A 23,144-nucleotide genomic window follows, 5' to 3' on the forward strand; every position below is an offset into this window, starting at 1 on the left:
CTTTTTTACGCCGCTGGCGCAGCATGCCAATCGGTGATTTGCGCAGCTTCAATGGCGACGCGCACATGGGCCAGGAAGCGCGCGCGCGAAATGGGTGCCGCGCCCAGCGAGGCCAGGTGTTTTGTTTCTTGCTGGCAGTCAATCATGGTCACGCCGCGCGCCTGCAAAAAGCGCACCAGCTGCGCCAGCGCGATCTTCGAGCCATCCGTCACGCGCGCGAACATCGATTCGCCATAGAACATGCGCCCGATCGACACGCCGTACGCGCCGCCCACCAGTTCCCCGTCCAGCCACAGTTCCGACGAATGCGCGTAGCCCAGCTTGTGCAAGCCCGTGTAGCCGGCGATGATCTCGTCCGATATCCAGGTACCCGGGCCATCCTTGCGCGGCGCCGCGCAGGCGCGCATGACGGCCTCGAAATTGCCGTCGAAGCGCAGCTGCCAGCGCCCGTCCGTGGCGGCGCTGCGCTCGACCTTGCGGATAGCCTTGGCCAGGCTGTCGGAGACGTTGAAGTTTTCCGTCATCAGCACCATGCGCGGATCGGTGCTCCACCAGAGTATGGGCTGGCCCTCGGAAAACCAGGGGAAGATGCCGTGTCGGTAGGCGTCGAGCAGGCGCGCGGGCGACAGGTCGGCGCCGGCCGCCAGCAGGCCGGGCGCCTCGTCCGTCAGGGCGCGCGAGACGTCGGGAAAGGGGGTGTGGATATCGAGCCAGGGAATCATGCCATCGCAATGGTAATGGGGTGGATGGGCTTACTCGGTATCCGGGCGCGCCATCGGGCGCGTGATGTCGCCCGTATGGACCCCATAGCTGCCGCCTTCGCGGATTTTCACGCGGTCGGCAAAGAACAGTTCCAAGGTGGCGCGGATGGTGGGGAAGGCCAGGTCATCCCAGGGAATCTGCGCTTCCGTAAACAGCTGCACGTCCAGACTTTCGATGCCCGGTGCGAAATCGAGGTCGCGCAAACGCGCCAGGTAGAACAGGTGCACCTGGTGCACGCGCTGCACGTTAAGCAGCGAAAACAGGGGCCCCAGCTCGATATTGGCGCCTGCTTCCTCCACCGTTTCGCGCTCGGCCGCGTCGGACGTGGTTTCATCGTTTTCCATGAAACCGGCTGGCAGGGTCCAGTAGCCCAGGCGCGGCTCGATGGCGCGCTTGCACAGCAAGACCTGCAACTGGCCATCCTCTTCCCAGACGGGAATCGAACCGACCACCATTTTCGGGTTCTGGTAATGGATGGCGTCGCAGTTGGCGCAGACATAGCGCGGACGGTTGTCGCCTTCCGGAATGGACAGGCTGACAGGATGGGCGCATTCGGAGCAGAATTTCATGGGCTGGCTTGGAAAAATGGGTGTCTAGTGTAACGCTTACTGTACACCGATTGCGAGCGGCGTGGCGTGACGGGCGGACACAATACCAGCTGGCAATTGTCGAACTCTTTTAATTTAATGGCTCTATTGCAGTCTAAGTTGAGATAGCTATTGCCTAAGCCACCCGTTTGCCCTTATAATTCTTGTGCGGGGTGGAGCAGTCTGGCAGCTCGTCGGGCTCATAACCCGAAGGTCACAGGTTCAAATCCTGTCCCCGCAACCAATACCGGAAAGCCGCTGACTCTTGCAAAAGATCAGCGGCTTTTTCCATTGCCGGCCAGCGGAAAACTCCGGCAGACGGGGCAGCAAAGAGATTGTCAAATCATGCCCTTTACGCCGCGCAACAATCTGGTATATAATTCTTGTGCGGGGTGGAGCAGTCTGGCAGCTCGTCGGGCTCATAACCCGAAGGTCACAGGTTCAAATCCTGTCCCCGCAACCAATTCGAAGCCGCTGGTTCCTCGCAAGAGGGCCAGCGGTTTTTTCGTTGTGCGCTGGTGTTTACTCTTGCAACTGGCGCGCATACACGACCAGCCGCAAGTGGCGCTCCGCATCGATGGTCAGCGAGGTGTGCTCATAGGCGACCTGCTCGCCGTCGATTGTCAGGCGACGCACGCCGGCGCAGGGCGCATGCACGTCGTGGCGGCGCCACCATCGCTTGAATTCGGGCGAGACTTTTTCCAGTTCCTCCACCAGCGCGTGAATGTCCGCCTCCTGCGTGGCGCGCGCGTAGTCGCGGCGAAAGCTCGACAGCATCAGCGGCGCCTGCTCTTCCCAGGCCACGAAGCGTGAGCGCAGCAGCGGATCGGTGAACAGCAGCCACAGCAGATTGCGGCGCGCGGCGGCATGCGCGCCGAAGCCAAACAGGGCATCCGCGCCCCCGTTAAACGCCAGCACGTCCCAGCGCAGGTTGAGCACATAGGCCGGATGCGCCAGCTCGTGCATCAATCGGCGCACCAGCGGCGGCACCACGCAATACGTCTTGCCCTCTTCGGCGGGCGGACGCGCATGCGCCAGCAGGAACAGGTGGCGCCGTTCGGCCGCGTCGAGTTTGAGCACTTCGGCCAGCTTGTCGAGAAAGGCGCTGGAGACGCCGATCTCGCGCCCCTGCTCCAGCCAGGTGTACCAGGTCAGTCCCACGCCGGCCAGCGCCGCCACTTCTTCGCGGCGCAAGCCCGGCGTACGCCGCCTTCCACCGCCGGGCAAGCCCACGTCTTCCGGCGACAGGCGCGCGCGCCGCGCCTGCAGGTAGGCGGCCAGTTCGTGGCGGGTGCGGGCCAAAGTGCGCATGCTGCGGTCTTTCCGGTGAGCCTGTTGCTATCAGTAATAGCATAAACAGTTAAATTGTAATTGTTTATATTGTATTCCAGAATGCCTGCTTTCTTCCCGAAAGCTGGCCCATGTCTGACTCTTCTTCCTCCCTTGCCGCCGCGCCTGCCACCGCCGCGCTGCCCGCCACCGTCTGGCTGATCGCCGTGGGCGCGTTCGCGCTGGGCATGGCCTCGTATGTGACGGCGGGCTTGATGCCGCTGATCGCCAGTGCCTTTTCCATCTCGCTGGCGATGGCCGCGCAACTGGTGACGGCATTTACCCTGGCCTATGGCCTGGGCTCGCCGCTGGTCGTGGCCTTGCTGCCGGCGCGCGCGCAGCGCTGCGGCCTGTTGCTCGCCCTGGGCGTGTTCGTGCTGGCGAACGGGGCCAGCGCGCTGGCGCCCGGATTTGCCGGTTTGCTGGCCTGGCGCGCGATGGCCGGCATCGGGGTCGGTGTCTACCTGGCGCTGGGCATCGCGGCGGCGGCTGGCGTGTCGGCGCCGCAGCAGCGGGGCAAGGCCATCGGCGTGATCATGGGTGGCATGGCGGGCGGCACGGTGCTGGGCGTGCCATTGAGCCTGTTGCTGGCGCAGCAGCTGGGCTGGACGGCGGCCCTGTGGCTGGTCGCCGTGCTTGGCGCTCTGGCGCTGGCGGGCTTGCTATGGAAGCTGCCCGCCCTGCCGGAAGTACCTGCGACCTCGCTGCGCCGCAAGCTGGCCTTGCTGGCCGATGCGCAGGTGCTGCTCATTCTGCTGGTGTCCTTGCTGGCGGCCGTCGCCAGCCTGGGCATGTACACGTTTATTGCGCCGCTGCTGGCGTGGTCCGCGCAGGGGACGGCGATGTCCGCCACGCCGTTCCTCTGGGCGTGGGGCGTGGGCGGGATCGCGGGCGGCGTCCTGGTCGGACCATGGGCCGACAAGCTGGCCGCGCCCAGACTGACCATGTTCATCTTGCTGCTGCTGGCGCTGGCCCTGTGCGCGCTGCCGCTGGCGGGCGGCTGGTCGGCCTGGCTGATGCTGGCGCCCATTGCGTTGTGGGGCGCGGCTGGCTGGGCCCTGCAAGTGCCGCAGAACCAGCAGTTGCTGGCCGTGCGCGCGCGCCAGGGCGACGGCAACCTGGCCATCGCCCTCAATGAATCGGCGCTGTACCTGGGCAGCGCCATCGGCGCCGCCACGGGCGGGATGCTGCTCCTGCTGGACTGGCCCATGTGGCTGCTGGCGGCCGGCGCCGCCCTGGTCGCCACCGCAGCGTTGCTGCTGCAATGCTGCGGCGTGAAACGGCTTGCGGAATGCCGGAAAATGGAAGCGTCTGTTTAGCGACTTTCCAGCTGCGCATACACGGCGTCGGCGATCTTGCCCAACTCGGCTTTCGGCAGCCTGGCCGAGAGGGCGTAACCCATCTGGCCATCGATCCAGTAAAACACGCCCAGGTCCTTTTCCTGCGTGTAGCGGAAGGCCGTTTCCTGCCTGCCGGCCCGCTCCCTGGCCACGTACAGGGTCAGGCGCTTGCCAGTGCCCTCTTCGTACATGAATTGCGCCACAGGGCCGTCGCCATCGCCGGGCAGCAGGCGCCCGCCGATCAAGTGATAGCCGAGCGGCGACAGCACGGGCGGCTGCAAGGTGCTGCCCAGGCGTTTCGACAGCCATTGCACCAGGTGCGCCTCCTGTTCCACCCCCACTTCCACGGGGTGGCGCACTTCTGGCGTGTAGACGGCATGGGCGATGGCGGCGCTGCGCGCCAGGGAGATCGGGCTGGCGCTGGCGGTCACGCTGTCGCCGCCACGCAGCAGCCAGCCGCCCGCGCCGCCGGCAATCACCAGCACGATGGCCGCTGCCGCCTGCATGGCGGGGTGGTACCACGCATGGTTGGCTGCCGACGGGGCGGCCGCTGCCTGCAGCAGCGCCGGAGGGATGCCCTGGTCAAGCACAGGATCGAACAGCGCGCGCAATTGCCGGTTCTGTTCACGCCAGGCATCGACCCTGGCGGCGTCCTGCGGATGCGCGCGCAGGTAGGCGTCGACGGCCGCGCGCTGCGCTTCCGGCAGGACGCCGTCGGCCAGGGCATGCAATTGCGCTTCGCTGATGGCTTGCCTTGTCATTTCACGACTTTCAGGGTGGGTGGGCCGCTGCCCTGGCTGCCGGCAGGGCTGCCATCGAGCAGGGCGCGCAGCTTGTCGCGCCCGCGCGACAGGCGCGACATGACGGTGCCGACGGGGATGTCCAGGGTGGCCGCCACCTGCTCATACGGCATTTGTTCGAGCGCGATGAGCAGGATCACTTCGCGCTGCCCCAGCGGCAGGCGGGCCAGCGCCGCATCCATTTCGCCGATGGCGATGGCCTGCCCCGGCGCCCGCTCGGGGGCGGGCAGCACGCTGTCGTCGTCCAGTTCCTGCAGCGCCAGGCCGGGGCGGCGCAGCTGGTCCAGGTGCAGGTTATGCATGATGGAAAACAGCCAGGGCCGCATCTCGCCGCCGCGCTGCCACTGATCGAGCTTGCGCCAGGCGCGCTCCACGGTATCCTGCACCAGGTCGTCCGCCTGCAGTCCGCCCACCAGCGCGCGCGCATAGCGGCGCAGGCCGGGCAGGCAGGCTTGCAGCTGGCGGCTGTCCTCTGGCGTGGTCATCGTGGCGGCAGGAGGGCGCTTACGGCTTGACGACGTGCCACACGTTCTTGACATTGTCGCCGGCCACATCGCCCGGCTTCTTGTCTTCCTTGTACAGGTACAGGGGCTTGCCCTTGTAGGTCAGCTGCATGGCGCCGTTGTCTTCACGCTGGATGCTGCCATACGGGGCGGCGGGCGCCGCGTCGGTGGCGATGACGGCGGGCCAGGCCACCAGGCAGCCGCCGCTGCAGGCGCTCTTGCCGCTGTCGGCGACATCCTTGTCGAACACATACACGGTCATGCCTGTGGCGTTGACCAGCATGCCATTGGCGGGCATGACGTCGGCGGCGAAAGCCAGCGGGGCGGACAAGGCGGTAAAAAGGGCGGTGGCGGCAAAAGTAGTAAAGCGCATGATGGTCTCCTTGAGGTTTTTGGGGCTTGCAAGGGATAGACGCGTGCCGCCCGCCGTTTATTCCACCGCTGGCGGATTATTTTTTGCATGCAGGCTGGCCCACAGGTGGGCGGCGGCCATGGTGCGGTGCGGCGCGTACTGGCGCAGCCACTGCTCGGTGCGCGCCATGTCCGGTTTCGTTACTTCGCCGAGCAGCTTTTGCAGGGCGGCGCGGATGGCCACGTCGCCGTGCAGCGAGCAGTCGGCGTAGCCATAGCCGCGCAGCAGCGCGTAGTTGACGGTCCACGGGCCGATGCCCTTCACGGCCAGCAGCGCCTGCGACATGGCCGCCACGTCGCCGGAGGGGGGCAGCTCCAGCGACAATGCTCCCTCGTCGACGAGGCGCGCCAGGCGCAGCACGGTGTCCGCCTTGGCGCGCGAGAATTTGCGGCTGGTCAAATCCTCGACGGACAGGCGCGCCACGTCGCGCGCCTCCGGGTAGCACCACAAGCCGCTGCCGTGCCGGCGTCCCGCCTGCAAAATAAACGTGCGGCGCAGGGCAATGGCGAACGACAGGTTGATCTGCTGGCCGATGATGGCCCAGGTCAGCGCCTCGAACGGGCTGGCCGATTGCACGATGCGCAGGCCCGGATTGACGCGGACCAAGGGCGCCAGCAACGGGTCGGCGGCGGCCAGTTGCGCGAATGGCTGCGGGTCGATGCGCAGGCCGAGGATACTGAGCAAGGCGCCGTGCAGCGGCGTTTGCAGGTCGCCACTGGCGCTGCCGTCGATCTCGGCGCGGCAGACGGCGGCATCGTCGGTGAAGGCCACATCCAGCACGACGGCACTGCCACGCAGCAGGATGCCCTTGCGCAGGCCCGCCGGCGTGACTTGCTCCGCCACGGCTTCGCCATCGCGGCCGTGGAAGGCGATGACATCGTCGCGGCGGTAGCCGGCGGGCAGGGGCAGGGTCCAGTGCAGCAGGGTCATGGTGGCCAAAAATCAGGGAAGGTAGCAGGGGCACGCCGCTGGCGCATCTTGTTTCTTGCTTTCAGGCTTCAGCGCACGCAGAGGTCCGGGTTGGGCGGCGTCAAGGCGGCCGCGTGCTGGATCTGCAGCGCGTCGGGCACGCCATTTTTGACGGCCGTCAGTTCGGCCAGGATGGAGATGGCGATTTCGGCTGGCGTCTTGCTGCCGATGTACAGGCCGATGGGGCCGTGCAGGCGTGCCAGCTGTTCGGCGCTGACGTCGAACTGCAGCAGCCGCTCGCGGCGCTTGGCATTATTCGCGCGCGAGCCGATGGCGCCGACATAAAAAGCCGGGGATTTCAACGCTTCCATCAGGGCCAGGTCGTCGAGCTTGGGATCGTGCGTGAGGGCGACGACGGCGCTGCGGCTGTCGAGCTTTAAATCGAGCACGAGGTCGTCGGGCATGGCGTGCAGCAGGGGTACGCCGGGCACGTTCCAGCCGCCCCGGTATTCCTCGCGCGGGTCGCAGACGATGACGTGGTAATCCATGGCCATGGCGATTTGCGCCACGAAGCGCGACAGCTGGCTGGCGCCGATGATCAGCAAGCGCCAGCGCGGGCCGTGCTGCGTGGTGAGCACGGCGTCTTGCAGGGCCAGCACGGCGCCCGGCGCGGCGGTGTGCAGGGTGACGGCGCCGCTGCGCAAGTCGAGGCGGCGCTCCACCAGTTCATGTGCTTCCAGGCGCGCCAGCAGTTCGGCCACGCGGCTGCCCGCATGCAGCGGTTCGATGGCCAGTTCGATGGTGCCGCCGCAGGGCAGGCCGAAGCGGTGCGCCTCGTCGGCGCTGATGCCGTAGCTGACGATGTCGGGCTGCGTGCGCACGATGCCGTGTGTGCGGACGGTGTCGATCAGGTCATCCTCGATACAGCCGCCGGAAACGGAACCGACCACCGTGCCATCGTCGCAGATGGCCAGCGTGGCGCCCACGGGGCGGGGGCTGGAACCCCAGGTCTTGATGACGGTGACGAGTTCGCAGCGGTGCCCGGCGGCGAGCCAGGCGGCGCTGGTTTTCAGAACTTCAAGGTCGATGCTGTCCATGGGAGGCGGGAGTGATGCCGCATGTTTGCGGCAAAGTATGGAAAAGTGTTCAAGATTGTGGATATACTACCTGCTCCACCACCCTGCGGAGAATTTTCATGTCAAATGAAGTCAAGACGCAAGAAGAGGGTATTCCCAAGTTCGGCAAGCTGCTCATCGTCCTGTTTCTGGCCGTGGTGTTCTGCGGTGCCCTGACCTGGATCATGGGTACCTATTTCCCGAATTTCCCGGGCGCCTGAGCAAACCTGCTGCATCAGGCGCCTTTGGTATTTAAGGCTTCAGCGGCTTCTTCGCAGCCTGCTTGGCGCGCACGTCGGTGACGGCGCGGTTGATGGCCGCCATGCGTGAGTTGGTACCCGGATGCAGGGCCGTGTAGCCGTTGGCGACTGTCGCCGGCACTTGCGTGGCCAGGCGCTGCCAGAAGCGGGCGGCGTTGTCGACGTTGTAGCCGGCGCGCACCAGCAGGTAGATGGCCAGGGTATCGGCTTGTACGTCGAGTTCCTGCGGCATGGCCTTGATGCCGGCGGCGCCCGTCAGCATCGATACGTCGGGTTGCACGGCGCCCAGGCTGTCGATGATGCTGCCGGCCGTACCGGCTGTGCGCTGGCTGCGCGCATGGTCGAGGATGTTGTGCGCCATTTCGCGGGCGATCACGAAGGCGATGCCTTCGTCGTTTTGCGCCGCATTGAGCATGCCGCGCGTGAGCATGATGCGCGCGCCGTCCGAATACGCGTTGATATTGTCCGCATTGCCCAGGGCGACGCGGAAGGCGCAAGCGCGCGTGACGGGAATTTTCAGGTCCTGCGGCTGGCCGTCGCGGGCGATGGTCATGTTCAGGCTCGCGCTCTTCGAGGCCAGCGGTCCGACGATGGCGGCGAACGGGCCTTCCGCTTTCGGGCCGGCCGGCAGCGGCTTGCCTTCGGCGGCCAGCAAGTCGTCGCCCTTGCGCAAGCCGGCGCGCGCGGCGCCGCTGCCAGGCAGCACCCCCGATACCTGCATCTGTTCGCCATAGCCGAGGGCTGCCTGCGCCGCATCGGCATAGATGCCAGGGTAGGAATACTTGTTCTGCGCCGTGAAGCCCAGCAGGTTGCGTGCATACGTCTTGCACAGGTCCGCATTGTTGATCAGCAGGGGCGCCGAGACTTTCGACAGGCGGTCCTGCAGCGCCACCATCTTCACCAGTTCTTCCTGCGCCGCCTTCTGTTGCGCCGTCGGCGCGGGCGCATCGGGCGCCGGCACGACGTTGAACGGGCCGCTGACAGTCGTCGTCGGCGTGGTGCAGGCAGAGAGGAGGGCAACGCAAGCCACCAGCAGTGGCGAGGCCAGATGGCGCAGCGAAGTCGGGGCTGAGATCAGATGGCGGAAACCTGGCATAAGAAATTCCTTAATGTTTTCCGGTGCTGCCGAAACCGCCAACACCGCGTTCGCTGTCGCCGAATTCCTCGACGACGTTAAAGCCCACTTGCAGCACCGGCACGATAATCAGTTGCGCCAGGCGTTCCATGGGATTGAGCGTGAAAGCGCTCTGGCCCCGGTTCCAGGTCGATACCATCAGCTGGCCCTGGTAATCGGAATCGATCAAGCCTACCAGATTCCCCAGGACGATGCCGTTTTTATGGCCCATGCCGCTGCGCGGCAAAATCATGGCCGCATACGACGGGTCGCCGATGTGGATGGCCAGGCCGGTGGGAATGAGCACGGTCTGGCCCGCTTCGATGGTGATGGCCTCGTCGATGCAGGCGCGCAGGTCCAGGCCGGCGCTGCCGGGTGTGGCGTAGGCGGGCAGCAGTTCTTGCATGCGGGCGTCGAGGATCTTGATGTCGATATTTTTCATTAAAGCTTTATATTAAGACTGATAAAAAAGGTTTCTGGAATGCCTAATAAACCGTAGCGAGCGGCAGTGAGTTGTGGCCGAGAAGCGCAACGAAGGTACAGTGAGCATCACAGGCCGCAAATCACGACGCGCAGTAGGTTTTTAGGCATTCTTATTTGAGCAGCGAATTTTTGGCCAGCCGCTTCGAGATTTCCGAAATCAGCTGGCGCGCCAGGTTCAGTTTCGAGGCGCGCGGCAGCACGGTATGGCCTTCTTCATCGAACAGGATGATGGTGTTGTCGTCCTGGCCAAACGTGTTTTGGCCGATATTGCCGACCAAGAGAGGAATGCCTTTTTTCTCGCGCTTGGTCGAGCCGAATTCCACCAGGTTTTCCGATTCGGCGGCAAAGCCGACGCAGTACGGATAGCCGGCCAGGTTGGTGCGTGCCGCCACGGTGGCGAGGATGTCGGGATTTTGCACGAACTGCAGTTCGGGCACGGAGCCGTCGGCCTGCTTTTTCATCTTCTGGTCGCTGGCGTTGGCGACTCGCCAGTCGGCCACGGCGGCCACGGCGACGAAGACATGCTGGCCGTCGACGTGGGCCAGTACCGCATCGTGCATCTGCTGCGCGCTTTGCACGTCGATGCGGCGCACGCCGAAGGGCGCGTCGAGGGCCGTGGGGCCGGAAATGAGCAGCACTTCGGCGCCCGCCTCGCGCGCCGCGCGCGCCACCGCATAGCCCATCTTGCCCGAGGACAGATTGGTGATGCCGCGTACGGGGTCGATGGCTTCAAAAGTCGGGCCGGCCGTGACCAGCACGCGCCTGCCTGCCAGGACTTTCGGCTGGAAGGCGGCGATCAGCTCCGTCAGCAGCTGTTCCGGTTCCAGCATGCGGCCCAGTCCCGTTTCGCCGCATGCCTGTTCGCCGGCGGCAGGGCCGAACAGCTTGATGCCGTCGTCGCGCAGCTGCTGCACATTGCGCTGCGTGGCGGGGTTCTGCCACATTTCCACGTTCATGGCCGGCGCCACCAGCAGGGGCAGGTGGGCCGGGCGGGCCAGGCACAGGGTCGAGAGCAGGTCGTCGCACACGCCGTGCGCGAGTTTACGCAGAAAATCGGCCGAACACGGCGCGATCAGGATGGCATCGGCATGGCGCGTCAAATCGATATGCGCCATGTTGTTATCGATGCGCGCATCCCACTGGCTGGTGTGCACGGGGTGGCCGGACAGGGCTTGCATCGTCACGGCCGTGATGAAGTGGCTGGCCGCATCCGTCATCACCACCTGCACCGAGGCGCCAGACTTGGTCAGGGCGCGGCACAGTTCCGCCGCCTTGTAGCAGGCGACGCCGCCCGAGAGTCCCAGGACGATTTTTTTGCCGGACAATTCCATGCCGTTCTCCTGCGTGTTTATTTGTTTACCCGGCGCAGCTCATCGATGATGAACAGGGCCGCGCCGATGCAGATGGCGCTGTCGGCGATGTTGAAGGCGGGGAAGTGGCCCCAGCTTTTCCAGTGGAAGTCGAGGAAGTCGACCACGTGGCCGTACATCAGGCGGTCGATGGCGTTGCCCAGCGCGCCGCCCAGGATCAGCGCCAGGGCCCAGCAGAACATGCGCTGGCCGGCGTGCTTTTTCAGCAAATAAATGATGTAGACGGCTGCCACGAGGGCGATGGCGGTGAAGAAATAGCGCTGCCAGCCGCCCTGGTCGGACAGGAAGCTGAACGCGGCGCCCTTGTTATACGCGAGCACCAGGTTGAAATACGAGGTGATGACCATCTCCTGCGCATAGCGGAAGGTCTTCAGGATCGTGATCTTGGTGATCTGGTCGAACAGGATGACGATGGCGGCAATGCCCAGCCAGGGCACCAGCGACGCCGAGGAGGACGATTTCGATGAAAAACGGTTTTTAGTGGCCATATTTTTCCAGGGAAGATAAAGCCGCCGCCACCCTTGCGGGCAGCGGCGGTGGGAGGCGGCGCAGGAACCTGTCCCGCGCTGTTTTATGCGAAGCGGCGTTTCTCGCCCGCGCCAAACAGGTTGCTGACGCAGCGGCCGCACAGGGTGGCATGCGCGGCGTCCGTGCCCACGTCGCTACGGTAGTGCCAGCAGCGTTCGCACTTCGGCGCCGTCGACGCGGCCACGACCACTTCCTCGGCTGCTTCCTCAAGCACTTCGACAACGCTGGCCTGCGAGGTGATGAAGACGAATTTCAAGTCGTCGCCCAGGGTGGTCAACAGCTTGTACTTCATCGGCGCGGCCTTGATCGTCAGTTCCGCCTGCAGCGAGGAGCCGATGGCGCCCGAGGTGCGCAAGTCTTCCAGCTGTTTTGTGACGTCCGTGCGCACGGCGCGCAGGGCCGTGTATTTCTCCAGCAGGTCGGCGGCGTCCGACACTTCCGGCAGCTGCCACCAGGTTTGCGTGAAGATGGTTTCATCGCTGGCGGCATACGCTTCGCTTCCTGCGAAGACGGCCCATGCTTCTTCGGCCGTGAACGACAGGGCCGGGGCCATCAGGCGCAACAGGCTTTGCGTGATGTGCCACAGGGCCGTCTGCGCCGAACGGCGCGCCTGCGACGTCAAGCCGGAGGTGTACAAACGGTCCTTCAGGATGTCCAGGTAGAAGCCACCCAGGTCTTCCGAGCAGTACGTCTGCAGCTTCGACACCACCGGCTGGAATTCGTAGCGTGCGTAGTTGTTTTCGATCTGCTGCTGCAGCGAGGCCATGTTGGCCAGCGCATAGCGGTCGATTTCGAACATCTCGGTGACCGGCACGGCGTCCGTGGCCGGATTGAAGTCCGAGGTGTTGGCCAGCAGGAAGCGCAGGGTGTTGCGGATGCGGCGGTACGCTTCCGTCACGCGTTTCAGGATTTCGTCGGAGATCGACAGCTCGCCCGTGTAGTCGGTCGAGGCGATCCACAGGCGCAGGATGTCGGCGCCCAGGGTGTCCGAGATCTTTTGCGGCGCCAGGGTGTTGCCCAGCGATTTGGACATCTTCTTGCCTTCGCCATCGACCGTGAAGCCGTGCGTCAGCAGGGCTTTATACGGCGGACGGCCATTCAGCATCGACGATACCAGCAGGGACGAGTGGAACCAGCCGCGATGCTGGTCCGAGCCTTCCAGGTACAGGTCGGCCGGGAATTGCAGCTGCGTCGAGTGCGAGCCATGGCCTTGCGGGCCGCCCAGCACCGTCTGGTGCGTGGCGCCGGAATCGAACCAGACGTCCAGCGTGTCCTTGTTCTTGGCGTAAATGGCCGCTTCGTCGCCGATCAGGTCTTTCAAGTCCAGCGCCTGCCATGCCTCGATGCCGTTTTTTTCGATCAGCTTGGCCACTTGCTCCAGCAGTTCCGGCGTGCGCGGATGCAGGTCGCCCGTTTCCTTGTGCACGATGAAAGCCATCGGCACGCCCCACTGGCGCTGGCGCGACAGGGTCCAGTCGGGACGGTTGGCGATCATGCCGTGCAGGCGCGCCTGGCCCCAGTCCGGGAAGAACTCGGTCTCGGCGATGCCTTTCAAGGCCGTCTGGCGCAGGGTCGGGCCGCCGTCCTTCGGCGTCACGTCCATGCCGGCGAACCACTGCGAGGTGGCGCGGTAGATGACAGGCTTTTTATGACGCCAGCAGTGCATGTAGCTGTGGTCGAACATCTTGACTTCGAACAGGGCGCCCGCTTCTTTCAGGGCGGCGCAGATCGGCTTGGACGCGTCCCAGATGCTCATGCCGCCGAACAGGGGCAAGGTCGAAACGTAATTGCCGTCGCCCATGACGGGCTTGATGATGTCGTCGTCCTTCATGCCGTGCGCCTTGCACGAGATAAAGTCGTCCACGCCATACGCGGGCGCCGAGTGCACCACGCCCGTGCCGCTGTCGGCGGTCACGTAGTCGGCCAGGTACATCGGCGACAGGCGGTCGTAGAAAGCATCCGACGCGTGCAGCGGATGGCGGAAGCTGATGCCTTCCAGCGCGGCGCCGTCGCAGGTGGCGATCGTCGTGCCATCGAGCTTGTAGCGCGCCAGGCAGGATTCGACCAGGTCTTGCGCCAGGATCAGCAGCAAAGGCTGACCGTCGCGCGCGGTTTCGACCAGCGCGTATTTCAATTCAGGATGGACGTTCAGTGCCTGGTTCGACGGGATGGTCCAAGGCGTGGTGGTCCAGATGACGACGAAGCCGTTTTCGGTCGGCAGTGTCGGCAGATTGAAGGCCTTGGCCAGCTTGTCGCATTCGGCGAACTTGAAGCCGACATCGATGGCCGGGTCGCGTTTGTTTTCGTATTCGATTTCAGCTTCCGCCAGCGCCGACTGGCAATCAAAACACCAGTTGACCGGTTTCAGGCCGCGGTAGACATAGCCTTTTTCCAGCAGCTTGCCCAGCGCGCGCAACTCGTCGGCTTCATTGCCGTGGGCCATGGTCAGGTAGGGGTTGTCCCACTCGCCCAGTACGCCCAGGCGGATGAAATCCTTCTTCTGGCGCTCGACCTGCACGTTGGCGTAGGCGCGGGCCTTTTCCAGCACTTCGGCCGTCGGCAGGTTCTTGCCGTGCAGTTTTTCGATCTGGATCTCGATCGGCATGCCGTGGCAGTCCCAGCCCGGTACATACGGCGCGTCGAAGCCTGCCAGCGAGCGCGACTTGACGACCATGTCTTTGAGGATCTTGTTGACGGCGTGGCCCAGGTGGATGTCGCCATTCGCGTACGGCGGACCGTCATGCAGGATGAATTTCGGACGGCCGGCGGCAGCCTTGCGCACGCGCTCGTAAATCTTCTTGTCTTGCCATTGCTGTACCCATTGCGGCTCGCGCTTGGCCATGTCGCCGCGCATCGGGAACGGGGTTTCCGTCATGTTGACCGGGTATTTGCTTTCAGGCTTCTTGTTCTGCTTGGGCGTGGCTGGCTTGTTTTGATCGGACATAATCTTCTTTAATGGTATGGAGTCTATTTTTGTAGCGGGTTTGCGGCGGCAGGCGCCGCCAGGCGGCGGAGTTGGCCGGCGTCAAATTCGGTCGGTAGCGGTAATGGCGCCGCTGCGTTGCTCAAAATAGGCGCGCGCCTGGTTCGAGTCGCGCTCGATGGCGGCCGTCAGGGTGGGCAAGTCGTCATACTTTTCTTCGTCGCGCAGCTTTTGCAAAAACTCCACGCGTACCAGCTTGCCGTAGCAGGACTGGGCGAAATCAAACAGATGTACTTCCAGCAAGACGCGGCCGCTGTCGTCGACGGTAGGGCGCACGCCCAGGCTGGCCACGGCCGGCAGCGGTACCGGCCCCAGGCCGTGCACTTGCACGATGAAGATGCCGGACAGGGCGGGGCGGTGCGCCACGCGCAGGTTCAGGGTGGGAAAACCCAGGGTACGGCCCAGCTTCTGGCCGTGGATCACATGACCGGAAATGGCGTACGGGTGGCCCAGCAACTGCGTGGCCAGCGGGAAATCGCCGGCGGCCAGGGCCAGGCGCACGGCCGACGACGAGATGCGCGTGCTGCCATTCATGACGGTAGGTAATGTCTCTACATGGAAACCGTATTCGCGGCCCGCTTCCTGCAGCATGGCGACGTCGCCGGCGCGCCGGGCGCCATAGCAGAAATCGTCGCCGACCATCAGCCATTTCACGTGCAAGCCGTCGACGAGGACTTTTTGCGTGAATTCCTGCGGCGTCAAGGCGGCGAATTGCGCGCTGAAGTGCTCGACGACGACTCTGTCGATGCCGGCGTCGTCCAGCGATTGCAGCTTGTCGCGCAGGTTGGCGATGCGCTGCGGCGCCTTCGACAGGTCGCCCGCGCGCTGCGCGAAGAATTCGCGCGGGTGCGGTTCGAACGTCATCACGGCCGCTTCAATGCCGAGTTCGGTCGCCGCGCCGCGCACGCGCGCCAGCAAGGCTTGATGGCCGATGTGGACACCGTCAAAATTGCCGATGGTCAGAGCGCAAGGCGCTCGTGCCTGGGCATTGGGAAGTCCGCGGAATACCTTCATAGGAATCTGATGAAAACTGTGCCAAAAGGGGGATTATACGGACTGTTTCAGCTATGCACACCCGGCAGGGCTGGCGCAGGGCGAATTTCACTGCTGAAATAACAAAAAGCGTTGCCGGCGGGTATGCTGGCAACGCTTTTCGGGAACTAACGGCTTGACAACATGTTCAGGGCTAGGCGCCGCGTCGAAGACAGTACGAATGTACGGCGAGACGCGGCAACAACGCCCTGGACGTGTTGTCTTATTTATTCATCAAAGTCCAGTAACGGGCCAGGTCAGCCGCGCCATCCGTGCCCTTGACGGTTTTGAATGCCGTCGTGGCATTGGCTTTCTTGCCGGCGTGCATGTAGGCGATGCCCAGATGCAGCTTGGCTTCTTCCGGATACTTGGCGGTGCCCAGTTTCACGGCGTCGTTCATCAAGCCCAGGCCCTTCTCGGCCTGGCCATCGTAGACCAGGGCGAAGCCCAGCTTGCTCAAGCTGTCGGCGTCCTTGTTCTTCACGTATTCCGCTTCCGACTTGGCGGCGCTGGCTTTCAGGTCGGCCTGGGTTTTCAGGGCCAGGTCTTTCAGGCGCTGGTGACGCGGAGCGTCGGCGCCGGTGCCCAGCACGCCTTTTTTGTAGCCCTGCTCGATGATGCTCAATGCTTCACCCGGATTGCCTGCTTGCAGGGCCAGCTGGCTGATTTCCATGTATTCCGACGGCTTGGTGAACAGGCCATTGGCCAGGCGCAGGCGCTGGACGTCCAGGCTCAGGCGTTGCGAGAAGCCAGGTTTGCCCGAAACGCGGTTCAGCAGATCGGCCCAGTAGCTGGTCTTCGGATAGCTCGATGCCAGTTTTTCCAGGGTGGCCACATAGCCGGCCTTGTCGTTTTGCTTCAACTGGATGTTGGCCAGCATTTGCAGGCTCGCTTCCGAGTTGCCGCCGCGCGCTTGCAGTTCCTTGGCCGCTTCGGCGAAGTTGCCGCTGACGTAGTAGGTCTGGATCAGCAGTTCGCGCATCTGTGGATCTTCGCGGTCTTTCAGCGAGCGTTTGATCCAGGTGATGGTGTTCGGCCAGTCCTTGGCGCGGTAGTACATGCCTGCCAGCGCTTGCGTGAATTTGGGGGCTTCGGCGGCGCTCAGGCGGCCGGAATTGATGACGGCTTCGAAAGCCTTGATGGCGGTGCCGTTATCGCCGGCGGCAGCAGCGGCCGAGGCGCGTACGCGCTCGATCTGGTAGCTTTCAAAGGCGGTCTTGCCGCCGACGCTGTCAGCTTCGCGCAGCTTGGCCAGCGCTTCCTTGTTTTTGCCGCTGCTAGCGAGTTTTTGCGCTTCTTGCAGTGGCTTGCCCACTTCGGCACGCACGGTGTCCGCGGCGTATGCCAGCGAGCCCAGGCCGATTACGGGAGTTGCTGCGGTAAAACCGATAGCGGCCATGACGAGGCCGAGATGAGCGAGACGAAACTTGGACATAAGAAAGTCTTTCAGTAAAAAGCGAATAGGCAGGAAGTCCTGCCTATTCGGATGTAAAGATAACCTGATTGCGACAGCTTACTGGAATTGCTCGTTGCCGACCAGACCGATTTTGGTCACGCCCAGACGCTGCGCCGACGCCATCACACCGGCGACGACTTTGTATTCCACCAGCTTGTTAGGACGCAGATGCACTTCTGGCTGGTCTGCTTGCGCAGCAACGTTGCTCAGCTTTGCTTCCAGCGTATTACGATCAGGTACGACCTGATTGTCCCACAAGATAGTGCCATCAAAATCGACATCGATCGTGACGACCACTGGTTCGGTTGTCGGTGGCGGCGGGGTGCCGACCGGCATGTTCAGGTTCACCGAGTGGTTTTGCTTAGGAATCGTGATGATCAACATGATAATCAGCACCAGCATCACGTCGATGAGGGGCGTCATGTTCAGTTCCATCATTGGTTCCGGATCCGCGCCTGGAGCGCTTCCCGAACCGACATTCATACTCATAGTGTTTCCTTTAAGAAGTCCAACGAAGCACCGGGCGAAACTGCCGCCCGGTCAGCTTCCGGCAGTGGCATCCCCTTGTTGCCGGGACGCCGCTGCCAGCCGCTATCAGCCCTTGTCAGGTGGTTCGGTGATGAAGCCGACCTTCTGGATCCCGGCACGTTGGGTCGTGTAAATAACCCGGCCGATCGATTCGTAGCGTGTTTCTTGGTCGCCACGAACGTGTACTTCCGGCTGCGGTACTTTCACTGCTTCAACTTTAAGATAATCGAACAGTTCGTTCGTGTCTTTCAGTCTGGTCTGGCCCAGGTAAATCTCGCCATCCTTGTTAACAACGATGTTAACGTTCTCTGGCTTGGTTTGCAGGGCTTGATTGGCCTCAATCGGCAGATCGATTTTCTGCAGCTTGAGGACAACTGGACTCGTAATCAAGAAAATGATCAGCAAAACCAACATGATGTCGACGAGCGGCGTCGTGTTGATTTCTGACATTACTTGATCTTCATCTCCGCTGTCGGAGCCGACGGACATCGACATGATTCTTATCCGATCTTTTTAGCGCCGGCAGCACGGCCAGCTTCGCTGGTCGACATGGCGCCGGAGATCAGTACCGAGTGTACGTCGGCGCTGAACGAGCGGATGTCTTCCATTGCGGATTTGTTACGACGTACCAGCCAGTTGTAACCCAGAACGGCAGGAACGGCGACCAGCAGACCGAACGCGGTCATGATCAGTGCTTCACCAACTGGGCCAGCCACTTTATCGATCGATGCGTTACCGGTCATGCCGATAGCGGTCAGCGCGCCGTAAATACCCCAGACGGTACCGAACAGACCGATAAACGGTGCGGTCGAACCAACGGTTGCCAGGAACGACAGGCCATCTTGCAGACGCGATTGGACTTTGTCCGAAGCGCGCTGGATCGACATCGTCACCCAGGTCGACAGATCGATTTGTTCCAGCAGGGCGCCGTCATGGTGCGCGGTTGCCTTGGTGCCCGATTCAGCGATGAAGCGGAATGGCGAGCCTTCGCTCAAGGTTGCCGAACCAGCAGCGATCGAAGGAGCTTTCCAGAATTTGGAAGCGGCTTCTTTGGCTTGCTTGAAGATCTTCATTTGATCCAGCAGCTTGGTGATGATGATGTACCAGCTACCGATCGACATGATGGACAGGATGATCAGGGTAGCGCGTGGCACGAAGCCGCCGTCCCAGACTGCGGACAGGCCGAACGGGTTGTGCACTTCTTCGGTTTTGGCTGGAGCTGCTGCGTCTGCTGCTGGAGCGGCTGCATCTGCGGCAACTGGTGCTGGTGCTGCTGCAGCGTCTGCCGCAGGAGCCGAAGCGGCAGCCGATGCTGGCGCGTCAGCGAATGCCGGAGCTGCTACCAGAGCGGTAGTAGCGGTGACGGACAACAGAACCGCGGCAAAAAATGCGGACAAACGGGTATTCTTAAACATGCTTCCTCCAAAATTAAAAATAACAGATCGCTGAACGTAATGACAACGAAATCATGGTGTGAGACAGGGGATAACTGTCTCGGGTGTTAATCCAGCGACCAAACGTATTGCATTTGCTGCCAGCCTTGTTCCGGCTTGCCGTCAACTGTTGCCGGCTTAAATGTACAGCGGCTGATACCTTGCACCGCAGCTTTGTCCAGGTCTCTGAAGCCGCTGGACTTCACGATCTTCGAATCAGCGACCTTGCCGTCCACACCGATCAGGAACGACAGTGTCACCACACCGGTTTCCTCATTGCGCTGCGACGACTTTGGATAAGCCGGTTTTTCGCAGACACTGAAGTCAACCACGGCCGGTGTACGCACCGATTTGGCTGGTCCAGGAGCTGGCGCAGGCTGTGCAGGCGGCGCTGGCGGTGCCAATACATTCGTGGCTGGCTTCACGGCAGTCGTATTTGCAATCACGTTCTGCTGTGGTGGCGGCTGCTGCACGTTCACCTCGACTGGCGGAATGAATGGCGGCGGTGGCGCTTTCATTTCTGGCGGCGGTGGTGGCGGTGGAAGATCCTTCGGTGGAGGCGGTTTGACTTCCTCGATAATCTTGGTTTCAACCGGTTCCATCATTTTGGTGACCAACCGCTTGCCCAAGCCCGTCGCGATCCCGTAAGCCGCGAGAACGTGCAGCAGGACAACGACGGTTATGCCTGTGTAGTTCTTGGGACTTTTCTCGTTCGAAAAATTCATGCCTGCTTTCTCCAAATACCATCTCTTGTCTTGCAACTGAACCCCAAAATGACGACACAAAGCTCCAGCCGTATCCGGGACGTCGCCGAATTATACATACGAATTCTTTATTTTACACAGATTTTTAACGCCTAAAACCGGTTAAATTTTTGGCGCTTTTGCGCCCTGAAAACGTACTTGCTTATGTCATCTTTGCACGCTTTCGGACATAAAAAAAGGCGGTCTTATCGGTTTTTTACAGCCGTTTTGGGCGACCGCTGCTAAGTTCTCCGATGTGCCTATATGGCGGAATTATATTTCGTGATAATCAATATGGAAACCGCTAAATTTGGAGAAAAATATTTCTCACGGGAAATGTTTTACCTCTGAACCAGACCACTTCGCCAGTCGCGCGCACCAATCGGGTGCGAAAGGAACTTCACCCAGGTCAAAAAACACGCTCCCGGCGGCCGTTTCGACGTCGCCAGGCCATACGGAATTCCTATATAGGCATAGGAAGCGCTTATATTCTTGCTATTGATTATTATCAACAAATCATTTTATGGCCTGGCGACCGCATCGTCGCGCCGGTTGCGCTTCTCGCGCCGGCAATTCAGGGTGCCCAGGACGACGCCCTGCGGATCGACCGTATCGAGGTGCACATCGAAGCCCCACAGCCGTGCCACGTGCTTGAGCACTTCGGCTGCCTGCTGGTTCAGCGGGCGGCGCTGGAATTGCGTGTGGCGCAGGGTCAGTGCGCGGTCGTCGCGCGTATTGACGGACCAGACCTGGATATTCGGCTCGCGGTTGCCCAGGTTGTACTGCTCGGCCAGCTGCTGGCGCACGTAGCGGTAGCCGGCATCGTCGTGGATGGCCGAAATGGCCAGTTTTTCATTCTTGTCGTCGTCGAGCACGGCAAAGAAATGGAATTCGCGGATCAGCCGCGGCGACAGATACTGGGCGATGAAGCTTTCATCCTTGAAATTGCGCATGGCAAAGTCCAGGCTCTTGCGCCAGTCGCTGCCGGCAATGTCGGGGAACCAGGCGCGGTCTTCGTCCGTCGGATGCTCGCAGATGCGGCGGATGTCGCTCATCATGGCAAAACCCAGCGCATACGGGTTGATGCCGCTGTAATACGGGCTGTCGATGGGCGGCTGGTAGACCACGTTGGTATGGCTTTTCAGAAATTCCATCATGAAGCCGTCGCCCACCACGCCTTCGTCATACAGCTGGTTCAATATCGTGTAGTGCCAGAAGGTGGCCCAGCCTTCGTTCATGACCTGGGTTTGCCGCTGCGGATAGAAATACTGGGAAATCTTGCGCACGATGCGCACCATCTCGCGCTGCCACGGTTCCAGCAGCGGCGCGTACTTCTCTATAAAGTACAGCAGGTTTTCCTCGGGTTCGGGCGGAAAGCGGGGGGCGGCCTTGCGCTGCTCATCCTCGTCTTCGTCCTCCTCGCGCCGGGGCAGGGTACGCCACAACTGGTTGATCTGCGACTGCACATACGCTTCGCGCTCTTTCTGGCGCGCATATTCCTTCGCCATCGACAGTTTCGCCGGGCGCTTGTAGCGGTCCACGCCATAGTTCTGGATGGCGTGGCACGAGTCGAGCAGCAATTCCACGGCATCGACGCCATGGCGCTGCTCGCATTCGGCGATGTAATTCTTGGCAAACACCATATAGTCGATGATGGCGTCCGCATCCGTCCAGGCGCGGAACAGATAGTTGCCCTTGAAGAAGGAATTGTGGCCGTAGGCCGCATGCGCGATCACCAGCGACTGCATGGTCAGGCTGTTTTCCTCCATTAAATAGGCGATGCACGGGTTCGAGTTGATGACGATCTCGTAGGCCAGGCCCATCTGTCCCCGCTTGTAGCTTTTTTCGGTGGAAAGAAAATGCTTGCCGAACGACCAGTGGTTGTACGAGACAGGCATGCCGACCGAGGTGTAGGCATCCATCATCTGCTCGGCCGTGATGATTTCCAGCTGGTTCGGATAGGTGTCCAGGCCGAACTGTTTCGCCACCCGGCGGATTTCCTCGTGGATTTGCTCGATCAGTTCGAACGTCCATTCCGACTGCTCGGGCAGGGCGTTCGGGTGGCGCAGGCGCACGAACGGTTCGCCCGGAGTGTTGCTGGCGCGGTCAAAGGCTGCACTCATCATTTCACCTGTTTCTTGAACAGTTCGCGGAAGACCGGGTAGATATCGGCCGGCGTGACGATCTTTTGCATGGCGAAATGGGCGTGATGGTCGAGCACGCCCGCATATTGCTCCCACAGATTTTGCTGCGGGCCGTCGGTGATCTCGACATAGGTGTAGTACTGCACCTTGGGCATGATGGTATTAATCAGCAACTGGCGGCACAGCACGGAATCGTTGTCCCAGTTATCGCCGTCGGACGCCTGCGCCACATAGCTGTTCCATTGCCCCGCACCATAGCGTTCGTCGATGATGGTATTGAGCAAGTGCAGCGCGGACGACACCACGGTGCCGCCCGACTCGCGCGAATTGAAGAATTCATGCTCGTCCACTTCCGCCGCCGCCGTGTGGTGGCGGATGAAGACCACCTCGATCTTGTCGTAGGCGCGCTTGAGGAACAGATACAAGAGGATGAAGAAGCGCTTGGCCGTGTCCTTGCGCGATTCGTCCATGGAACCGGAGACGTCCATGATGCAGAACATGACGGCTTGCGTCATCGGCTTGGGTACCTTGATGCGGTTGCTGTAGCGCAAGTCGAATGGATCGATGAAGGGGATGGCCAGCAGGCGCGTGTGCAGGTGGTGGATCACGCGGCGCAGTTCCAGCACCAGCGGGTCGTCCTCGGCGGCGCCGTCGAGCAGCAGGGCGGCCAGGTCTTCCTCGGCCTGCGCCAGCTGCTTGCGGGCGCCGCCGCCGACGGCGATGCGCCGGCCCAGCGCGCCGCGCAGCGAGCGCAGCACATGGATGTTCGATGGCGTGCCCGACATATTGTAGCCGGCGCGCTGGTTCTTGAATTCCGTGGTGGCCGTCAGCTGGGTTTTCACCATGTGCGGCAATTCCAGGTCCTCGAAGAAATAATTCATGAATTCTTCGCGCGACAATTCGAAGATGAAGTCATCTTCCGTCGTCTCGTCGCTATTGCCCGCCTTGCCCCGCCCGCCGCCACCGCCGCCTTTCGGCCGGGCGATCTGGTCGCCTTTCAGGTATTCCTTGTTGCCGGGATTAACCACTTCCCATACGCCGCCATGCGCGTGGCCGAACGACGGTTCGCCCACGTCCTTGACGGGGATGCTGACCTTTTCGCCATTCTCGACGTCCGTGATCGAGCGTCCCTTGATGGCGCGCCCCACGGCATCCTTGATCTGGCCCTTGTAGCGCCGCAGGAAACGCTCGCGGTTGACGGCGGATTTATTCTTGCTTTGCAAGCGCCTGTCGATGAGGTATGTCAAAGGGTGCCTCCTTGCCTCTCGTCTTGCGCGCCCCGCCAGTCGCCGGGCGGGAGCGCGCCTCCGCTG

Annotated in this window: 23 protein-coding genes and 2 tRNA genes; 4 read left to right on the forward strand and 21 right to left on the reverse strand. The window is 62.2% G+C overall.

Annotated elements, in window-relative coordinates; translation table 11 throughout:
• Positions 1-5 precede the first annotated feature (5 nt).
• Entirely contained in the window at positions 6-722 is a 717-nt protein-coding gene (gene aat / locus ACP7DW_RS12170) for a leucyl/phenylalanyl-tRNA--protein transferase (protein ID WP_426055713.1), read from the reverse strand.
• A 30-nt stretch (positions 723-752) separates the two neighbouring features.
• On the reverse strand, positions 753-1,331 hold the full coding sequence (locus tag ACP7DW_RS12175; RefSeq protein ID WP_426055712.1) for an NUDIX hydrolase: 579 nt from the start codon (positions 1,329-1,331) through the stop codon (positions 753-755).
• 185 nt (positions 1,332-1,516) lie between these two features.
• On the opposite strand from ACP7DW_RS12175, the gene ACP7DW_RS12180 reads away from it, so the two are divergent.
• Both ACP7DW_RS12180 and ACP7DW_RS12185 read left to right on the forward strand, forming a co-directional pair.
• Positions 1,517-1,593, forward strand: a tRNA-Met gene (locus tag ACP7DW_RS12180).
• Positions 1,594-1,735: 142 nt separating this feature from the next.
• Positions 1,736-1,812: transfer RNA gene (locus ACP7DW_RS12185), tRNA-Met, on the forward strand.
• 59 nt (positions 1,813-1,871) lie between these two features.
• Here the strand turns inward: ACP7DW_RS12185 and ACP7DW_RS12190 are convergent.
• Positions 1,872-2,660: a helix-turn-helix transcriptional regulator gene (locus tag ACP7DW_RS12190; RefSeq protein ID WP_426055711.1), complete on the reverse strand. Its 789-nt coding sequence runs from the start codon at positions 2,658-2,660 to the stop codon at positions 1,872-1,874.
• 110 nt (positions 2,661-2,770) lie between these two features.
• On the opposite strand from ACP7DW_RS12190, the gene ACP7DW_RS12195 reads away from it, so the two are divergent.
• Positions 2,771-3,997: an MFS transporter gene (locus ACP7DW_RS12195; RefSeq protein WP_426055710.1), complete on the forward strand. Its 1,227-nt coding sequence runs from the start codon at positions 2,771-2,773 to the stop codon at positions 3,995-3,997.
• Here the strand turns inward: ACP7DW_RS12195 and ACP7DW_RS12200 are convergent.
• From ACP7DW_RS12200 to ACP7DW_RS12220, 5 genes are all read right to left on the reverse strand, one after another.
• Positions 3,994-4,779 carry an anti-sigma factor family protein gene (locus tag ACP7DW_RS12200; RefSeq protein ID WP_426055709.1) on the reverse strand — a complete coding sequence of 262 codons (786 nt, stop codon included), beginning with the start codon at positions 4,777-4,779 and terminating at the stop codon, positions 3,994-3,996. The genes ACP7DW_RS12195 and ACP7DW_RS12200 overlap by 4 nt on opposite strands.
• Positions 4,776-5,303, reverse strand: a complete 528-nt coding sequence (locus ACP7DW_RS12205) for an RNA polymerase sigma factor (protein WP_426055708.1) — start codon at positions 5,301-5,303, stop codon at positions 4,776-4,778. Before ACP7DW_RS12205 ends, ACP7DW_RS12200 begins: the two co-directional genes overlap by 4 nt.
• Before the next feature lie 19 nt (positions 5,304-5,322).
• Complete coding sequence (locus ACP7DW_RS12210) at positions 5,323-5,694, reverse strand: COG4315 family predicted lipoprotein (protein WP_426055707.1); 372 nt, start codon at positions 5,692-5,694, stop codon at positions 5,323-5,325.
• Positions 5,695-5,751: 57 nt separating this feature from the next.
• Entirely contained in the window at positions 5,752-6,663 is a 912-nt protein-coding gene (locus ACP7DW_RS12215) for a DNA-3-methyladenine glycosylase 2 (protein ID WP_426055706.1), read from the reverse strand.
• Positions 6,664-6,731: 68 nt separating this feature from the next.
• Positions 6,732-7,739, reverse strand: coding sequence for an XdhC family protein (locus ACP7DW_RS12220; protein ID WP_426055705.1), 1,008 nt, complete (start codon positions 7,737-7,739; stop codon positions 6,732-6,734).
• A gap of 98 nt (positions 7,740-7,837) precedes the next feature.
• Between ACP7DW_RS12220 and ACP7DW_RS12225 the strand changes: the two genes are divergently transcribed.
• Positions 7,838-7,978 carry a hypothetical protein gene (locus tag ACP7DW_RS12225; protein ID WP_162835767.1) on the forward strand — a complete coding sequence of 47 codons (141 nt, stop codon included), beginning with the start codon at positions 7,838-7,840 and terminating at the stop codon, positions 7,976-7,978.
• Between the two features lie 31 nt (positions 7,979-8,009).
• Here ACP7DW_RS12225 and ACP7DW_RS12230 read toward each other — a convergent pair whose 3' ends face one another.
• From ACP7DW_RS12230 to ACP7DW_RS12290, 13 genes are all read right to left on the reverse strand, one after another.
• Positions 8,010-9,113 (reverse strand): M48 family metalloprotease, encoded by a 1,104-nt coding sequence (locus tag ACP7DW_RS12230; protein WP_426055704.1) that lies wholly within the window; start codon positions 9,111-9,113, stop codon positions 8,010-8,012.
• Between the two features lie 10 nt (positions 9,114-9,123).
• The gene (gene dut / locus ACP7DW_RS12235) at positions 9,124-9,573 is read right to left on the reverse strand and encodes a dUTP diphosphatase (protein ID WP_099762451.1); all 450 of its coding nucleotides are present in this window, start codon (positions 9,571-9,573) and stop codon (positions 9,124-9,126) included.
• Between the two features lie 151 nt (positions 9,574-9,724).
• Positions 9,725-10,945 carry a bifunctional phosphopantothenoylcysteine decarboxylase/phosphopantothenate--cysteine ligase CoaBC gene (gene coaBC, locus ACP7DW_RS12240; protein ID WP_071075806.1) on the reverse strand — a complete coding sequence of 407 codons (1,221 nt, stop codon included), beginning with the start codon at positions 10,943-10,945 and terminating at the stop codon, positions 9,725-9,727.
• A 17-nt stretch (positions 10,946-10,962) separates the two neighbouring features.
• Positions 10,963-11,472: a signal peptidase II gene (lspA, locus tag ACP7DW_RS12245; protein ID WP_099762453.1), complete on the reverse strand. Its 510-nt coding sequence runs from the start codon at positions 11,470-11,472 to the stop codon at positions 10,963-10,965.
• Positions 11,473-11,555: 83 nt separating this feature from the next.
• Positions 11,556-14,456 (reverse strand): isoleucine--tRNA ligase, encoded by a 2,901-nt coding sequence (gene ileS, locus ACP7DW_RS12250; protein ID WP_426055702.1) that lies wholly within the window; start codon positions 14,454-14,456, stop codon positions 11,556-11,558.
• An 81-nt stretch (positions 14,457-14,537) separates the two neighbouring features.
• Positions 14,538-15,509 carry a bifunctional riboflavin kinase/FAD synthetase gene (locus ACP7DW_RS12255; RefSeq protein WP_298413843.1) on the reverse strand — a complete coding sequence of 324 codons (972 nt, stop codon included), beginning with the start codon at positions 15,507-15,509 and terminating at the stop codon, positions 14,538-14,540.
• A gap of 241 nt (positions 15,510-15,750) precedes the next feature.
• A complete protein-coding gene (locus ACP7DW_RS12260; RefSeq protein WP_426055701.1) occupies positions 15,751-16,962 on the reverse strand; it encodes a hypothetical protein in 1,212 nt (403 codons plus the stop codon).
• A gap of 78 nt (positions 16,963-17,040) precedes the next feature.
• Complete coding sequence (locus tag ACP7DW_RS12265) at positions 17,041-17,472, reverse strand: ExbD/TolR family protein (RefSeq protein WP_180979394.1); 432 nt, start codon at positions 17,470-17,472, stop codon at positions 17,041-17,043.
• 105 nt (positions 17,473-17,577) lie between these two features.
• The gene (locus ACP7DW_RS12270; RefSeq protein WP_071075811.1) at positions 17,578-18,006 is read right to left on the reverse strand and encodes an ExbD/TolR family protein; all 429 of its coding nucleotides are present in this window, start codon (positions 18,004-18,006) and stop codon (positions 17,578-17,580) included.
• A 5-nt stretch (positions 18,007-18,011) separates the two neighbouring features.
• Positions 18,012-18,926, reverse strand: coding sequence for a MotA/TolQ/ExbB proton channel family protein (locus ACP7DW_RS12275; RefSeq protein WP_081344446.1), 915 nt, complete (start codon positions 18,924-18,926; stop codon positions 18,012-18,014).
• An 86-nt stretch (positions 18,927-19,012) separates the two neighbouring features.
• Positions 19,013-19,669, reverse strand: a complete 657-nt coding sequence (locus tag ACP7DW_RS12280; protein WP_426055700.1) for an energy transducer TonB — start codon at positions 19,667-19,669, stop codon at positions 19,013-19,015.
• A 539-nt stretch (positions 19,670-20,208) separates the two neighbouring features.
• Entirely contained in the window at positions 20,209-21,810 is a 1,602-nt protein-coding gene (locus ACP7DW_RS12285; RefSeq protein ID WP_298413847.1) for a SpoVR family protein, read from the reverse strand.
• Positions 21,810-23,078, reverse strand: a complete 1,269-nt coding sequence (locus ACP7DW_RS12290; protein WP_426055699.1) for a YeaH/YhbH family protein — start codon at positions 23,076-23,078, stop codon at positions 21,810-21,812. Before ACP7DW_RS12290 ends, ACP7DW_RS12285 begins: the two co-directional genes overlap by 1 nt.
• Positions 23,079-23,144: the final 66 nt, after the last annotated feature.

Origin of the sequence: Janthinobacterium sp. PSRC1-1, from assembly GCF_049897525.1 — a bacterium.
Classification (GTDB): Bacteria; Pseudomonadota; Gammaproteobacteria; order Burkholderiales; family Burkholderiaceae_D; genus Janthinobacterium; species Janthinobacterium tructae.